The organism is Pseudomonas fortuita, from assembly GCF_026898135.2.
Classification (GTDB): Bacteria; Pseudomonadota; Gammaproteobacteria; order Pseudomonadales; family Pseudomonadaceae; genus Aquipseudomonas; species Aquipseudomonas fortuita.
Map to the genome: position 1 here is coordinate 871522 of NZ_CP114035.2, position 15932 is coordinate 887453.

The following is a 15932-nucleotide window of genomic DNA, read 5'->3' on the forward strand; positions in this document are numbered from 1 at the left end:
TGCCCCATGCAATTGGACCGTGCCACTGGCTGGTTCCACGGAATCGGAATCACCCACTGCCCCTCGCCGAACTTCAATGCCCGCCCCGAAGGCGAATCGGTTTCCCTGCTGGTGATCCACAACATCAGCCTGCCGCCGGCCTGTTTTGGTACCGGCAAGGTGCAGCAGTTCTTCCAGAACCGCCTGGACCCCAACGAACACCCTTATTTCGCCAGCATCAGCCACCTCACCGTTTCGGCGCACCTGTTCGTCGAGCGTGACGGCGCGGTGACCCAGTTCGTTTCGTTGCTCGAGCGTGCCTGGCACGCGGGTGTGTCGTGCTTCGACGGGCGTGAAGGCTGTAACGATTTTTCCATCGGCATAGAGCTGGAAGGCACCGACGACCTGCCCTATACCGATGCTCAGTACGCCGTGCTGGAGCAGCTTACCCGGCACATTCGTAGCGCCTGGCCGGCCATCGACCTGGGCCGTATTCAGGGCCACAGCGACATTGCCCCACAACGCAAGACCGACCCCGGCCCGTCTTTCGATTGGCCGCGCTACCGCGAAGCGTTGTTGCACAACGAGGACAAGGCATGAGTTTTCTGGTGTTGTTGCTGGCGCTGTGGGTCGAGAAGTTTTCGGCCCTGCGGCATCAAGTGCAGCGTGACGGGTTCTTCCTTGGCGAGCTGCTTCGCCTGGAGCGCAGCGGCAAGGTACACCCCTGGTGGACGCTGGCCGTCGTGGTGCTGGCACCGGTAGCGCTGCTGGTGTTGCTGCTGCATGTGCTGGAACCGGTGGCCTATGGGCTTTTGGCCTTGCCGGTGCATTTGCTGGTGCTGGTCTATAGCCTGGGCCGTGGCGATGCCAAGGCGTCGTTGGGCCCGTTCCGTGATGCCTGGCGGCGGGGTGACGACCAAGCGACGCTGCATGTTGCAGAGCGCGACCTGGGCGTGGTGGCGGATGAGCCGCACAGCCTGTTGGTGCGTGTGCAGGGCAACTTGCTGTGGCAGGTGTACCAAGGGTTTTTTGCGGTGATCTTCTGGTATTTCGTGCTAGGCCCTGGTGCGGCGCTGGCTTATCGACTGGTGGCGCTGTGCGGCGAGCACAGCCAGCAGCCTGCGCTGAAGGCGCGTGCCGAACAGCTGCGGCACATCATGGACTGGCTACCGGTGCGCTTGATGGCAATGAGCTTTGCGCTGGTGGGCAACTTCCTCGCAGTGACCCGGGTGATGCTGCACGAGGTGCTCAACTGGCACATCAGCGCTGCACACCTGGTGGCGCGGGTGGGGCGTATTGCCGATGACATTCCCGAGGAAGAAGACAGTCAGCGTGGCCTGGGGCGGCTGGACAGCCTTTGGGAGCTGCTGCTGCGCTGCGCAGTGCTGTGGTATGCCGGGTTTGCGCTGTGGACCGTGCTGGTCTGACCTAGGGTCGCCTTGCTATTTGCGTCGCCTGGCAGATCGAGCGCCGCCCCGGCGGCGCTCGATCTGCCAGGCGCAGCAACTACAAAGGCGAGCACCAGCCAAACAATTCGCAAGCATTGCGGCTACTGGCCTGCGCCAGCGCCTCTACATCCACTCCCATCACCTGGGCCAGCGCCCCGGCAATGTCCGGCAGATGCTCCGGGCTGTTCCGTTGCCCCGCATACATCACCGGCGCCATATCCGGCGCATCGGTCTCCAGCACTACACTCTCCAGTGGCAGCCGCGCCAGCGTCTTGCGCAGCCGCAGCGCCTGTGGCCAGGTGCCGGCACCGCCAAGCCCAAGCCGAAAGCCCAGCTTGATATATTCACGCGCCTCTTCGTAACTGCCGGCAAACGCATGAATCACTCCCGCCCGCGCCGGCCTGTAGCGCTTGAGCGTGGCGATCACCTGGGCATGGCTGCGGCGTACGTGCAACAGCGCGGGCAGCTCGAAGTCGCAGGCCATTTGCAGTTGCGCTTCGAACAGGTCCTGTTGGCGCGTTTTGTCCAGGTCTTCGAGGTAGTAGTCCAGGCCAAACTCACCCACGGCGCAGAGCCGTGGGTCGCCGTGCAGGCGTTCCAGCCATTCGCGCAATTGCGTCAAATGCTCCGGGCGATGCTGGTCGAGGTACACCGGGTGCAGGCCCAGTGCCACGAACAGGCGCTGATCGGCGCAGGCCAGGTCCCACACCCGTTGGAAATTTGCCTGGTAAACCCCCAGCACCACCATCCGTTCCACCCCGCGCGCCGCCGCGTTGGCCAACAGGCGCGGGCGATCGGCGTCGAACTCGGGGAAGTCCAGGTGGGTGTGGGTGTCGATCAGGCGCATGCTCAGGCTGCCGTGATGCGCTGCTTGAAGGTGCGGCCGACAGCATGCACGCCAGGTTCGTAGCGTTTTTCCTCGATTGCGGCCAGCGCCAGTTCCAGCGCAGTGGCGGCAATCAGGCCATGCTGCTGCGCCATGGCATTGACCGGTAGCGGCAGGAAGTCGAGCAACTGGTTGTCGCCAAAGGTGCCCAACTGCAGCTGGCGCGAGTCGGCAGGGCGCGCCTGCAATGTGTCGAACACCCCTTGCAGCAGCACGTACGAGGTGGTCACCAGGGCATCCGGCAGGCCGCCCAGGTCATTGATAAGCTGTTGCATCAGGCGCTGGCCGCACTCACGGCTGAATGCCTCGCCCTGGTAGCGACGCACATCACCGGCATAGCCTTGCAGGGCTTCGTCGAACCCGCCGGCACGTGCCTGGCTGACCGACAGCTCGGGGCGTGCGCCAATCAGGGCAATGCTGCGCGGGGCTGCACTGAGCAGGCTGGCGGCCAGTTGGCGGCTGGCATCGCGGTCATCGCTGATAACCGAGCAGAAGTGCGCAGGGTCCAGGCGGCGGTCGATGGCTATCACCGGCAGGCCTTTGTCCTGCATTTCGCGGTAGCTGTCGTCTTCCGGCGGCAGGCAGCTGGCGACGAACAGGGCATCACAACGGCGCGCGCGGAACAGTTGCTGCAACTGGCGCTCGCTGTCGGGCTGGTCATCGCTGCTGGCGATAAGCAGCTGATAGCCACGGGCGCGGGCACCTTGTTCCAGCTGCTTGGCGATGCGGGCGTAGCTGGGGTTCTCCAGATCCGGGAGAATGAAGCCCAGGGTGCGCGTGTGCCGGCTGCGCAGGCCCGCAGCCTGCGGGTTGGGGGTAAAGCCGTGGGCTTCAACCACCGCGCGTACCCGTTCTACAGTGCTGTTACTGATGCGTTGCTGTTCAGCCTTGCCGTTGATGACGTAGCTGGCAGTGGTCACGGACACACCGGCCAGGCGGGCGATATCGCTGAGTTTCACCGAATTTTCCTTGTTATTTCCGGGGCTGGCTGTGAGGCCGGACCGGGTATTCTGACCCGGTACTGGCGCCATGCGCAGACGACCATTGTCGCAATTGTCCGACAGGATGGGGCTTTTTACCGGGCAGATTATCGAGTAACGTGGCCGCCTGGTCAGATTAAACGTTTCAGCTGCCGAATTTTCTGCCTCGGCTGCCATCTGTGCAAGGCTGTTGAACTGGCCCTTCATGTGAATTTCACAACAATACTCCAGTACCCGACCGGGAACTGCAAAAGGAGAAGGTCATGCTCGAACTCGCCAAGGAGCAGATAGCCATGGGCCAGACGGCCGCCGACAAGGCCGAGGCGTTGCGCCTGCTGGCGGACCGGCTGGTCGCTGATGGCCTGGTCGCACAGGGGTACTTGCAAGGGCTGCAGGACCGCGAGGGGCAAGGCTCCACCTTCCTTGGCCAGGGCATCGCCATTCCCCATGGCACGCCGCAAACCCGTGACCTGGTTTATGCCACCGGCGTGCGCCTGCTGCAGTTTCCCGAGGGCGTAGACTGGGGCGATGGGCAAATGGTCTACCTGGCCATCGGCATCGCCGCCCGTTCCGACGAACACCTGCGCTTGCTGCAGCTGCTGACCCGCGCCTTGGGCGAAACCGACCTGGCCGAAGCGCTGCGCCGGGCCAGTTCCGCCGAAGCGCTGCTCAAGCTGCTGCAAGGCGCGCCACAGGAGCTGGCACTGGATGCACAACTGGTCGGCCTGAACCTGCCGGCTGAAGACTTTGACGAACTGGCCTGGCGCGGCGCCCGCCTGTTGCAGCGTGCCGACTGCGTCGACAGTGGTTTTGCCGCGGTGCTGCAGCAGGCCGAGCCGCTGCCGCTGGGCGAGGGCCTGTGGTGGCTGCACAGCGAGCGCCAGGTGCGCCAGCCGGGCCTGGCCTTCGTTACTCCACAGCAGCCCCTGCGTTATCGCGACCAGCCGCTCAATGGCCTGTTCTGCCTGGCCAGCCTTGGCGCCGCTCACCAGGCCCTGCTTGAGCGCCTGTGCGAAGTGCTGATCGAAGGCCGCGGGCAGATGCTCTATCAGGCCACCAGCAGCCGAGCTGTGCTGGCAGTGCTGGGGGGCGAGGCGCCGGCGGATTGGCCCAGCGCGCGCATCGTGCTGGCCAACCCACATGGCTTGCATGCCCGCCCGGCCAAGGTGCTGGCGCAACTGGCCAAAGGCTTCGACGGGGAAATCCGTGTACGCCTGGTCGACAGCGCGCAGCCGGCGGTGTCGGTGAAGAGCCTGAGCAAGCTGCTCAGCCTTGGCGCCCGTCGTGGCCAGCTCCTGGAACTGGTGGCCGAGCCGGGTATTGCCGCCGACGCCTTGCCGGTGCTGTTGGCTGCCATTGAACAGGGCCTGGGTGAAGAGGTAGAGCCGCTGCCGCAGAGCATGGAGCCCATTGCCACTGTTGCGGCCCAGGTGCTGCAAGCCCCCGCCGCCGGTAGCCGTGTTCAGGGCGTGGGCGCTGCGCCCGGCATTGCCAGTGGACCTGCCCATGTGTGTGTCGAGCGCGAGTTCGACTACCCACTGCGCGGCGAATCCTGCGCCCAGGAACGGCAAAAGTTGCACCAGGCTTTGGCAACGGTGGCCAGCGAGCTTCAGGCGCTGGTACAGCGCAGCGACAAGGCCATTGGCGAGATATTCGTCACGCATCAGGAAATGCTCGCCGACCCGGCCTTGACCGATGATGTCGAGCAGCGCCTTGCCCAGGGGGAGAGCGCTGCGGCAGCGTGGATGGCCGTGATCGAGGCCGCGGCGCGCCAGCAAGAGGCGTTGCACGATGCCCTGCTGGCCGAGCGCGCCGCTGACTTGCGCGATGTTGGCCGCCGCGTGCTGGCGCAGTTGTGCGGTGTCCAGGCCCAGGCTGAGCCCGAGCAACCCTACGTACTGGTGATGACCGAAGTCGGCCCGTCCGATGTTGCCCGGCTGGACCCAGGCCGGGTCGCCGGTATCGTCACTGCTCAGGGTGGCGCCACTGCACACAGCGCCATTGTCGCCCGTGCCTTGGGCATCCCGGCTGTGGTGGGGGCGGGTGCGGCGATCTTGCTGCTGGAAGCAGGCACACCGTTACTGCTTGATGGCCAGCGCGGCGTGGTCAGCGTGGCACCGCCGGAGGATGAATTGCAGCGCGCCCTGGCCGAGCGAGATGCGCGCGAACAGCGTTTGCAGGCCGCCTGGGCCAACCGTTTTGAACCGGCCGTCACCCGCGATGGCCACGCCGTGGAGGTGTTCGCCAACATCGGTGAGAGCAGCGGTATCGCCAAGGTGGTGGAGCAGGGCGCCGAAGGTGTCGGCTTGCTGCGCACCGAACTGATTTTCATGGCCCACCCCCAGGCCCCGGACGTTTCCACCCAGGAGGCTGAGTACCGTCGCGTGCTCGATGGCCTGGACGGACGACCGCTGGTGGTGCGCACCCTCGATGTCGGCGGCGACAAGCCGCTGCCGTACTGGCCGATTACCGCTGAGGAAAACCCGTTCCTCGGCGTGCGTGGCGTACGCCTGACCTTGCAACGGCCGCAAGTGATGGAGGACCAGCTGCGCGCCTTGCTCAGGGCTGCCGACCAGCGCCCGCTGCGCATCATGTTCCCCATGGTGGGCCAGGTGCATGAGTGGCGCGAGGCGCGGGCCATGGTCGAGCGCCTGCGGGCAGAAATTCCCGTGGCCGACCTGCAGCTGGGCATCATGGTCGAGGTGCCTTCGGCGGCCCTGTTGGCTGGGCAACTGGCGCGCGAAGTGGACTTCTTCAGTATCGGCACCAACGACCTGACCCAATACACCCTGGCCATCGACCGTGGCCACCCCAGCCTTTCGGCCCAGGCCGACGGCCTGCACCCGGCAGTATTGAGCCTGATCGACATGACCGTGCGCGCCGCCCATGCCCACGGCAAGTGGGTGGGCGTATGCGGTGAGCTGGCGGCAGATCCGCAGGCGGTGCCTGTGCTGCTCGGGCTGGACGTGGACGAACTCAGCGTGTCTGCGCGCAGCATTGCCGAAGTCAAGGCCCTGGTTCGCCAGGCCGATCATCAGACGGCCCGCGCCCTGGCGCGAGAGGCCCTGCAACAAGACAGCGCCGCAGCGGTTCGCGCGCTGGTGGAGCGTTACTGAATGGCCAAGATCCTTACCCTCACCCTGAACCCGGCGCTGGATATCACCATCGGCCTTGATACCCTGCGCCCGGGGCAGGTCAACCGCAGCCATGCACAACAGAGCCACGCGGCGGGCAAAGGGCTGAACGTTGCCCAGGTACTGGCCGACCTGGGGCACCGCGTGACCGTTGGCGGTTTCCTCGGGCGCGATAACCTGCAGCCGTTTGAATCGTTGATTGAATGGCGTGGCTTTACCGACTGCTTTGTTCGCGTCCCCGGCGAAACCCGCAGCAACATCAAGCTGGTAGAAGCCGATGGCCGCGTGACTGACATCAATGGCCAAGGCCCCGAGGTCGACGAAGCGGCATGCATTGCCTTGATGCAGCGGCTGGAGCAGGTCGCCCCGGGCCACGATGCCGTGGTGGTGGCGGGCAGCCTGCCGCGAGGGATCAGCGCCGACTGGTTCCGCCAGTTGCTTGACCAGTTGAAGGCCCTTGGCCTCAAGGTGGCGCTGGACAGCAGCGGCGAAGCCCTGCGCGCCGGCCTGCAAAGCGCGCCCTGGCTGGTCAAACCCAATACCGAAGAACTTGGCGAAGTGCTTGGCCAGGCCGTGGATAACCCGGCGCAGCAACGCGTCGCCGCCGAGCAGTTGCTGGCCAGCGGCGTGGAACACGTGGTGGTGTCTGCCGGCGAGCAGGGCGTCAGCTGGTTCGCCCGCGACCTGGCCCTGCATGCCTGCCCGCCCAGCGTGCGGGTTGCCAGTACAGTGGGGGCGGGGGATTCGTTGGTGGCTGGCATGGTCCATGGCCTGCTGCAGGGCGAGGCGCCTGCGCAGACCTTGATCCGCGCCACCGCGATTGCCGCCCAGGCCGTCACCCAGGTTGGCTTCGGCATCCATGACCGTGAGCAACTGACGTGTCTGGAAGCTGCCGTGCAACTGACAGAACAACAAGAGGGTTGCCGATGAACATTGCCATTGTCACCGCCTGCCCCAACGGCCAGGTGTCGAGCGTGCTGAGCGCGCGCTTGCTGTCTGCCGCTGCCCAGCGGCGCGGCTGGAGCACCCGTGTAGAAGTGCAGGATGCCGGGCACCCCGAACGGCAACTGAGTGCCGCGCAGATCGCCGAGGCCGACTGGGTGCTGGTGGTCAGCACCGGCCCGGTGGACCTGGCCCGCTTCGTCAGCAAGCGGGTTTACCAGAGCACGCCCGCCCAGGCACTGGCCGACCGCGAGGGCTTCCTCGATGAAGCGGCGGCCAACGCCCAACCGCTGTTGGCCGCAGCAGGTGCGCCGCCCGAGGTTGGCAGCACGGGCGCACGCATTGTCGCGGTCACCGCCTGCCCGACGGGCGTCGCGCACACGTTCATGGCGGCGGAGGCCTTGCAGCAAGCCGCGCAACTAATGGGTTATCAGCTCACGGTCGAGACCCAAGGCTCGGTCGGTGCGCGTAACCCGTTGTCTGCCCAGGCCATTGCTGAAGCGGATGTGGTGCTGCTAGCTGCTGACATTGAAGTGCCGACCGCGCGGTTTGCCGGCAAGCGCATCTACCGATGCGGCACCGGCATTGCACTCAAGCAGGCACGTGCCACCCTGGACAAGGCCCTGGCCGAGGCCAAGGTGGAAAACAGCGCCGATGCCGCAGCGGCTGCTACCACGGCGAAGGGTGAAAAGACCGGTGTGTACAAGCACCTGCTCACCGGCGTGTCGTTCATGCTGCCCATGGTGGTGGCTGGCGGCCTGCTGATTGCGCTGTCGTTCGTGTTCGGTATTGAGGCCTACAAACAGCCGGGCACCTTGCCGGCAGCGTTGATGCAGATAGGCGGTGAGGCGGCGTTCAAGCTTATGGTGCCTCTGCTGGCCGGCTATATCGCCTGGTCCATCGCCGACCGCCCGGGGCTTGCGCCGGGCATGATCGGTGGCCTGCTGGCCAGTACCTTGGGGGCCGGCTTCATCGGTGGCATTGTTGCCGGCTTCATTGCCGGTTACAGCGCCAAGGCCATTGCCCGCTGGGCACGCTTGCCCAGCAGCCTGGAAGCGCTCAAGCCGATCTTGATCATTCCGCTGCTGGCCAGCCTGGTCACCGGCCTGGTGATGATCTACGTGGTCGGCCAGCCGGTGGCAGCCATGCTCGAAGGCCTCACGCACTTCCTCGACAGCATGGGCACCACCAATGCCATTCTGCTGGGGCTGTTGCTGGGCGGCATGATGTGTGTCGACCTGGGCGGGCCGATCAACAAGGCCGCCTACGCCTTCTCGGTGGGGCTGCTGGCATCGTCGAGCTACGCGCCGATGGCGGCGACCATGGCCGCTGGCATGGTGCCGCCGATCGGCCTGGGTATCGCCACCTTCCTGGCCCGGCGCAAGTTCGCCCAGAGTGAGCGCGAGGCGGGCAAGGCCGCATTGGCCCTGGGGCTTTGTTTCATTTCCGAAGGGGCTATTCCGTTTGCTGCCAAAGACCCGCTGCGGGTGATCCCCGCCAGCGTGGCCGGCGGTGCGCTGACCGGGGCATTGTCGATGTACTTCGGTTGCAAGCTGATGGCGCCGCACGGCGGCTTGTTCGTGCTGTTGATCCCCAATGCCATTAACCATGCGTTGCTGTATTTGCTGGCGATCGTGGCGGGTAGCCTGCTGACGGCGGTGGTGTATGCCGTGATCAAGAAGAGCGAGCAGGTAGAGCTGGCCGTGACGCCAGTGAAAGGCTAGAGCTTTTGGTTGGCCCCGCTGGCCCTAATCGCCGGCAAGCCAGCTCCTACAGGGATAGCGCAGATTTTGAGGCCTGCGTGATCCTGTGGGAGCTGGCTTGCCGGCGATAGGGCCGTCGCAGGTCAACGCCCATGCTTGTTGCGCAACGGTACCAGCAGATCCCCCAGCCCGTTGTGGTCGATTTCATGCATCAACGCCAGCAACCCGCCCAGCTCACCCGTGGGGAAACCCTTGCGCGCAAACCAGGCCAGGTAGTCCCCCGGCAGGTCGGCAATGATGCGCCCTTGGTACTTGCCGAACGGCATGCTGCGGGTCACCAGCAATTCGAGCATTTCCGGCTTCATCTTCGGCGCGCCTTGAGTGGAAAAGTGCCGACCATACTGCAATCTGCACGAAGCCCCAAGCGGCGATCATGCAGAACGCCGGTATCAGCCATTCTTGAATATTAGATAAGTAATTGAAAAACAAAGGATTTATTTTACTCGAAAGCATGGCACGAACGCTGCAACTCTGTAGATGACTATCACCTGCCAAGGAGTTCGACCATGAGCAACCCCAACAAAGACGTGATTGACGTACTCAACGACCTGATCGAATACAGCAAGGATGGCGAGAAAGGATTCAAAGCCTCGGCCGATGATGTGAAGAATCCCGAGCTCAAAGCGTTCTTCGTTCAGCGTGCCGGTGAATGCGCCAACGCTGCCGGCGAACTGCAAAGCGAAGTGCGCCGGCTGGGCGGCGACCCGGAAACATCCACCAGCATCAGCGGCGACTTGCATCGCGGCTGGGTGAACCTGAAGTCGCTGGTCACCGGCAAGGATGAAGAAGCGGTGCTGAACGAGGTCGAACGCGGTGAAGACCACGCCCTCAAAGCCTACAAGGAAGCCCGCGAGAAGCTGGTAAAGCTGGGCCGCAGCGCCAGCGACATGACCTATGGCCTGGTGGAAAAACAGCTGCAAGGCGTGCAGCGCAACCATGACCAGGTCAAAGCCCTGCGCAACGCCGCCCGCGCCCGCTCTTAAGCGTCGGGCCCCTCTACCCGGTTGCGGCCCTTGGCCTTGGCCCGGTAGAGGGCTTCGTCCGCAGCGCCCAGCACACTGCTCAGTTCGTGCTGGGTGCCGGACAGGCCGATGCCGATGCTCACTGTTACCGCGTGGGCGTCATCGGCAAAAGGTGCCAGCGCTTCTACACTTGTACGAATGCGCTCGGCCAGCAGCCGCGCGCCGGCCAGATCGGTTTCCGGCAGCACCACCTGAAACTCCTCCCCACCATAACGAGCAGCCAGATCTGCCGGCCGGCGGATGCTCGCCTCGATGGTCTTGGCTACCTCCCGCAACGCGTGGTCGCCACCGGCATGCCCATGGCGCTGGTTGAACGCCTTGAAATGGTCCACATCCACCATCAGTACCGCCAGCGGCTTGCCATTGCGCTGCGCACGCGCCCACTCCTGGCGCAGCACCTGGTCCAGACGGCGACGGTTGGCCAGGCCGGTCAGGCTATCAGTGGCGGCCAACGTTGCCAGACCTTGTTCGGCCTCTTGGCGGCGACGCAGTTCGCGGCCCAGGAGCAGGGTCAGCCAGAGGATGCCCACGCACAGCACGCCCGTGGCGACGCTGACCAGAACCGCAGTGCGGCGCCAGGACTGGAACACCTCGTCGGCCGAGTGCACCACCAGCACGATCAGTGGCAGCTGCGCGACCCGGGCGAAGGTGTAGATCTGCGGATTGCCGTTGCTGCCAGAGCGGGCAGTGAAGTTACCGCTCTGTTCGCTGAGAATGCGCTTGAAGTTGGGCCGCTCGGCATAGTTTGAACCGATCAGCGGGTCTTGCGGGCGTGAGGGCTGACGGGCGAGGAGCTGCCCGTCGGTATTGAACAGGTTGATGCTGCTGTCGGCGCCGATGTCCAGGCGCTGGAACAGCTCACTGAAATACGACAGGCGCAATGCGCCTGCTGCCAGTCCGGCAAACTCGCCATCAGGGCCGGAGATACGCCGGCTGAAGCTGATACACCAGTCCAGGTCGCCGAGCTTGGCCTTGAATGGCGGGCCTACCAGCAAGCCCAGATTGGCGTTGGCCTGGTGTGCCTTGAACACCCCGGTTTCGCCAAAGTTGGCCTTGCGCGGCACACTGCTGGTGGAGTCGCCCACCACATTGCCTTGCTTGTCCAGCCACAGCACGTCGCCGCGTTTGCGGTCGACGAAGGCTTCATTGAACAGCAGGCGTTGGCGCAGCGGGCCGGGTATTTCCGGCAGCTCCTTGCGCCCGACGGCCCAGATCAGGCCCTGCAGTGACTGGTCGTAGAGTTCGGCGTTGCGCAGGATGTCGCTTTCGATCAGCTGGACAATGTTGCTTGACGAGCGAATGGCTGACAGCTCGACGCTGTCACGTTCACGCGCCAGCAGGAAGCTGACGATGGCCACGATGGCGAGCACGGCAAGGCAACTGCCCAGGTTGAGGGCCAGCTCGGGGTGCGACCTGAGAAATGCGAAACGCGGTAATCGGGTGGGCATGCTCGCTACTGCGTGGGCAGGGCCATTCGCGGCGGCGATATTCTAGGGAAGCAGTGATTGTCGGACAAGATTTGTCCGACGGAATCACGTCTGGGGCTGCTGCGCAGCCCTTTGCCGGCAAGCCAGCTCCCACAGGTACAGCATCAGGCTTAGCGGTTATGCAGTACCTGTGGGAGCTGGCTTGCCGGCGATCGAGGGCGCAGCCCTCGCTAGCGGTCCTGGATCAGAACACGTTCAGTGGGTAGTCGACGATCACCCGCACTTCATCGTTGTCGCTGTTGCTGTCGATCGACGCATATCCCTGGCTGCCACGGTGAGTGGCATAGCGCACCAGTACCGACAGGTCCTTCAGGTCACCCTCCTGGAACACGTACTTCACGTCCAGGTCACGTTCCCAGTGCATGGCGTTCTTGCCATCTTCACGGTAGTAGTCGTAGTGGCTGGTGTCCTGGGTGGCTTTGGTCAGATCGGCCTCGCCGCGCGAGTACGACAGCGAGGTGGTCAGGCCAGGCACGCCTACTCCGGCGAAGTCATAGTCGTACTGCAGCTTCCACGAGCGCTCGTTTGGCGCGTTGAAGTCCGAGTACATGCGCGAGTTGTCCAGGTACACGCTGTCGCCCAGGTTGATGTAGTCGAATGGCGTATTGCCATTGACCCGCTGGTAGGCGGCGGTGACGCTGTGGAAGCCCGCATTGACGGTGAAGTGCACGCTGTAGGTGTTGTTGTCGATCTTGCCCAGCAGGGCCTGGCCGGTGTCCTGCGTGTGGTAGAAGTGCACGCCCGGGTTCAGGCTGACCAGGTCGTTGACCACGTAGGTGTAGTCGAAGTCCGCGTAGTACTGGTTCCAGATGTCCTTCAGCTCGGCGGCGTAAAGGTTGCTGGTGATGTTCTCGGTACCGCTCCATGACGCGCCGGCCCAGTTCAGGTGCTTGCTGTTGTCGTGCTCGTCCAGCGAACCGTAGTAGGTGTCGATGCGGCGGTGGCCGCTCTGGTTGTACGGGTGGGTAAAGCTCACCTGGCCGCCTTCGAGCAGCAGGCCGTCGATGCTGGTGTTGGTCAGGCTCACACCACGGAAGGTCTGCGGCAGCATGCGGGTTTCGCCGCCCGCGATCACCGGGTTGGTGAGGAACAGGTCACCGGCTTTCAGCTCGGTGTCGAATGCCTTGAGCTTGACCGCAGCACCGGCAGTGGAGAACGAATGCGGGGCAGCGCCCAGCTCACCGTCGTCCTTGATGTGCTCGGGCAGGATGCTGGTGCCGGCATGGCCGCCACCGCCGTCCAACTTGAGGCCCAGCATGGCGTGGGCATCCAGGCCGAAGCCGATTACGCCTGGGGTGTAGCCCGACTCGAAGCGCGCAACCGCGCCCTGGCCCCACTCGCGGGTGTCACGCACGCCAGCGTTGTGGTTGTCGCGGTTGAAGTAGGCATTACGAAAGTGCAGGTTGAAGGACGACCCTTCAATGAAGCCATCAGCCTTGTCTTCATCTGCCTGGGCGGCGACAGGGATCGTTGCAGTCAACGCAATGAACAGCGGGGTAAAGCGAAACGCGGAAGGCACCGGTACTAGCTCCTTTGGTCTGACGGTGGGGCAGTTTTTATTTTTGAATGTGCGTCTTTTTTTTTAGGTAGACGTTACAGCCGGGCTGAGGTTTAAAGCACATAAAAAAAGCCGCTGATCGGCAGCGGCTTTAAAAGGCTAACATATCGGCACCGGTGGTGCCCATGGTGTAGCCAAGGGAAATCGGGAGCAGCAACAGCGCTTGATCAGCTGTCGGCATTGGCATCGACAGAAACTTTGGAAGCGGTCTGTTCTGGGGATTTGGCGGCTTCTGCCTTGTTTGCTGCTACAGCGTCGCGGGCCTCTTGATGGACGGCGGCGAGCTCTGCATTACGGGTGACGAAAGCGCTGGATTCTTCGGCCATGGCCAGGGGCGACAACAACAGGGAAGACAGAACGAAGACGCTGGCAATACCCATACTGTTGGACATTTGAAACTACCTTCTTGCGGTGCAAGTGCTAATGAGGACGGGGGTAAAGTTAGTCCTTTCAGTGCACTTGAAACAGAGCGAAGTGCGATAAGCACTGTTGCGCAAAAGGTAACGATCCAAGAAAAAGCAATAGGACTTTGGCCGCAAACTCCCGCGCTAGAGAGCCTGCGCGGTCCTTGTAGGAGCGGCCTTGCGCCGCGAATGGGCTGCGCAGCAGCCCCGGCAATCTTGGCCCTGCCAAAGCGTCTGGGGCCGCTTCGCGACCCTTTCGCGGCACAAGGCCGCTCCTAGACAGAGCGCGCAGGCCTCAAGGTCGGCAACTGGATACCAAAGGTATTGAGCCCGGCCCCACTGCGCACAAACACTTCCCCCCCATGCATCAGCGCAATCGCCTTGACGATCGCCAACCCCAGCCCATGGTTGCCCCCACCGCTGTTGCTGCGCGCCGCATCCACGCGGTAGAAGCGTTCGAACAGCAACGGCAGGTGTTCATCGTCAATCGCCGGCCCCGGGTTGCTCACGGCAATGCTGACCTGCTCGGGCCCGGCATCGATCTGCACCTGGATCACCTGGTGCGGCGCGGTGTGCTGCACGGCGTTGTTCAGCAGGTTGATCAGCGCCCGGCGTAACTGGGCCTTTTCGATGGGCGCCTGGGCGTCGCCGATCACGCTCACGCTGACCTGGGCGTCTTCGAGGATGTAGTCCAGGTAGTCGAGGGTGGTTGCCACTTCTTCGGCCAGCGAGGCCTGGGTGAGGGCGGTGGCCTTGCTGCCTTGGTCGGCGCTGGCCAGAAACAGCATGTCGTTGATGATGCTGCGCAGGCGCTCCAGCTCTTCCAGGTTTGATTGCAGCACTTCGAAGTAATGCTCGGCACTGCGGCCACGGGTAAGCGCTACCTGGGTCTGGCCGATCAGGTTGGTCAGCGGCGAGCGCAGTTCGTGGGCGACGTCGGCGTTGAAGGCTTCCAGCCGTGAGTAGGCCTGGCTGACCCGGTCGAGCGCGGCGTTGAAGGCGCCGGCGAACTGTGCCAGTTCCGGGGCCAGGGCGTGGGTTTGCAAACGCCCGTCCAGGCGTGGCGGGGCCAGGGCCTGGGCCTCGTTGGACAACGCCAGCAGCGGGCGCAGGCCAATGCGCGCGACCCAGTACCCCAGCATTGAAGCCAGCAGCACGCCAAGCACCGCCAGCCCGACAATCGCCAGCAGCAGGCTGTGCTGGGCCTGCCAGAACGTTTCGGTGTCGATGCCAATCAAAAACCGCAGCGGTGGCCGCTCGCCCAGGCCCGGTAGCTCGCTGACCAGCACCTTGTAAGGGTAGGGCCGGTCGGGCAGGCGCAGGTCGCGCATACCCTGCGGGCCTTCGGCAAAGGCACGGACCAGCTCGCTGGGGTGGCCGTATTCGTAGGCCGGGTTGCTGCTGACTACCCAGAAGCGGATGCGCTTGTCTTCTTCGCTGAGCAGGTTGAGCTTGTTGTTGATCTTGGCCCAGTGTTCCTGTGTGCCGAAGCGGTTGAGGGTAGATTCGAGCACGCTGAAGCGCGCATCCAGTTCCGCCTGCGGCAGCAGGTCCAGGCTGCGGTCGACCTGGCGGTACAGCGCCGAGCCGATCAGCAGGAACACGCCCAGCGCCACCAGGATGAACAGCGCCGACAGGCGCAGGGCGATGGAATTACCCCGCGCGGTTTTCCAGGACATAGCCCATGCCTCGGATGGTGTGCAGCAGCTTGTTGTCGAAGGGCCCGTCGAGCTTGGCGCGCAGGCGTTTGATTGCCACTTCCACGACGTTGGCGTCGCTGTCGAAGTTGATGTCCCAGACCAGTTCGGCAATAGCCGTTTTCGACAGGATTTCACCCTGCCGCCGGGCCAGCACGCTGAGCAGCGAGAACTCTTTGGCCGTCAGGTCCAGGCGCTGCCCGGCGCGTGTGGCCTTGCGGGCCATCAGGTCGATCCACAGGTCTGCCACCTGCACCTGCAACGGTTCATGGTTGCTGCTGCGCCGGGTCAGGGCCTGCAGGCGGGCGACCAGTTCAAGGAACGAGAACGGCTTGCCCAGATAGTCGTCGGCGCCCTCACGCAAGCCATGAATGCGGTCTTCGACCCGTTCACGGGCGGTCAGCATGATCACCGGCGTCTGCTTGCGTGCGCGCAAGGCGCGCAGCACGCCATAGCCGTCCAGGCCAGGCAGCATCACATCCAGCACGATCACCGCGTAGTCGCCCTCCAGGGCCAGGTGCAGGCCATCGATACCGTCCCGTGCCAGGTCAACGGTAAAGCCCTGTTCGCTCAGGCCGCGATGCAGGTAGTCGGCGGTTTTTTCTTCGTCTTCGATGATCAGCACACGCATG

General features: G+C 64.0%; 14 protein-coding genes. 6 read left to right on the forward strand and 8 right to left on the reverse strand.

Annotation, left to right across the window (positions count from 1 at the left end):
* Window positions 1-6 precede the first annotated feature (6 nt).
* Window positions 7-579, forward strand: coding sequence for a 1,6-anhydro-N-acetylmuramyl-L-alanine amidase AmpD (ampD, locus tag OZ911_RS04030; RefSeq protein ID WP_016484915.1), 573 nt, complete (start codon window positions 7-9; stop codon window positions 577-579).
* Entirely contained in the window at window positions 576-1406 is an 831-nt protein-coding gene (ampE, locus tag OZ911_RS04035; protein ID WP_024717666.1) for a regulatory signaling modulator protein AmpE, read from the forward strand. The genes ampD and ampE overlap by 4 nt, the downstream gene beginning before the upstream one ends.
* A gap of 79 nt (window positions 1407-1485) precedes the next feature.
* Here ampE and OZ911_RS04040 read toward each other — a convergent pair whose 3' ends face one another.
* Both OZ911_RS04040 and cra read right to left on the reverse strand, forming a co-directional pair.
* Window positions 1486-2274, reverse strand: coding sequence for a TatD family hydrolase (locus OZ911_RS04040; protein ID WP_023047699.1), 789 nt, complete (start codon window positions 2272-2274; stop codon window positions 1486-1488).
* Between the two features lie 2 nt (window positions 2275-2276).
* Window positions 2277-3272, reverse strand: coding sequence for a catabolite repressor/activator (gene cra, locus OZ911_RS04045; RefSeq protein ID WP_024717667.1), 996 nt, complete (start codon window positions 3270-3272; stop codon window positions 2277-2279).
* Between the two features lie 284 nt (window positions 3273-3556).
* Between cra and ptsP the strand changes: the two genes are divergently transcribed.
* From ptsP to OZ911_RS04060, 3 genes are read left to right on the forward strand one after another with little or no spacing between them, the layout of a single operon-like run.
* Window positions 3557-6409, forward strand: coding sequence for a phosphoenolpyruvate--protein phosphotransferase (gene ptsP, locus OZ911_RS04050; RefSeq protein ID WP_070086867.1), 2853 nt, complete (start codon window positions 3557-3559; stop codon window positions 6407-6409).
* Window positions 6410-7357, forward strand: a complete 948-nt coding sequence (pfkB, locus tag OZ911_RS04055) for a 1-phosphofructokinase (protein ID WP_060517667.1) — start codon at window positions 6410-6412, stop codon at window positions 7355-7357.
* Complete coding sequence (locus tag OZ911_RS04060; protein WP_060517665.1) at window positions 7354-9093, forward strand: PTS fructose-like transporter subunit IIB; 1740 nt, start codon at window positions 7354-7356, stop codon at window positions 9091-9093. The genes pfkB and OZ911_RS04060 overlap by 4 nt, the downstream gene beginning before the upstream one ends.
* Before the next feature lie 122 nt (window positions 9094-9215).
* Here OZ911_RS04060 and OZ911_RS04065 read toward each other — a convergent pair whose 3' ends face one another.
* Complete coding sequence (locus OZ911_RS04065; protein WP_016484922.1) at window positions 9216-9437, reverse strand: DUF3820 family protein; 222 nt, start codon at window positions 9435-9437, stop codon at window positions 9216-9218.
* A 201-nt stretch (window positions 9438-9638) separates the two neighbouring features.
* Here OZ911_RS04065 and OZ911_RS04070 point away from each other — a divergent pair, with 201 nt between their 5' ends.
* The gene (locus OZ911_RS04070; protein WP_016484923.1) at window positions 9639-10115 is read left to right on the forward strand and encodes a ferritin-like domain-containing protein; all 477 of its coding nucleotides are present in this window, start codon (window positions 9639-9641) and stop codon (window positions 10113-10115) included.
* On the opposite strand, the gene OZ911_RS04075 is transcribed toward OZ911_RS04070, so the two are convergent.
* From OZ911_RS04075 to OZ911_RS04095, 5 genes are all read right to left on the reverse strand, one after another.
* Window positions 10112-11602, reverse strand: coding sequence for a sensor domain-containing diguanylate cyclase (locus OZ911_RS04075; protein WP_016484924.1), 1491 nt, complete (start codon window positions 11600-11602; stop codon window positions 10112-10114). The two genes, OZ911_RS04070 and OZ911_RS04075, sit on opposite strands and share 4 nt — an antisense overlap.
* 223 nt (window positions 11603-11825) lie before the next feature.
* On the reverse strand, window positions 11826-13160 hold the full coding sequence (locus OZ911_RS04080) for an OprD family porin (protein ID WP_023047987.1): 1335 nt from the start codon (window positions 13158-13160) through the stop codon (window positions 11826-11828).
* Window positions 13161-13366: 206 nt separating this feature from the next.
* Window positions 13367-13591 (reverse strand): hypothetical protein, encoded by a 225-nt coding sequence (locus OZ911_RS04085; protein ID WP_023047986.1) that lies wholly within the window; start codon window positions 13589-13591, stop codon window positions 13367-13369.
* Between the two features lie 287 nt (window positions 13592-13878).
* Window positions 13879-15282: a heavy metal sensor histidine kinase gene (locus OZ911_RS04090; RefSeq protein ID WP_016484927.1), complete on the reverse strand. Its 1404-nt coding sequence runs from the start codon at window positions 15280-15282 to the stop codon at window positions 13879-13881.
* Window positions 15257-15931, reverse strand: a complete 675-nt coding sequence (locus OZ911_RS04095; protein ID WP_023047985.1) for a heavy metal response regulator transcription factor — start codon at window positions 15929-15931, stop codon at window positions 15257-15259. The genes OZ911_RS04090 and OZ911_RS04095 overlap by 26 nt, the downstream gene beginning before the upstream one ends.
* Window position 15932: the final 1 nt, after the last annotated feature.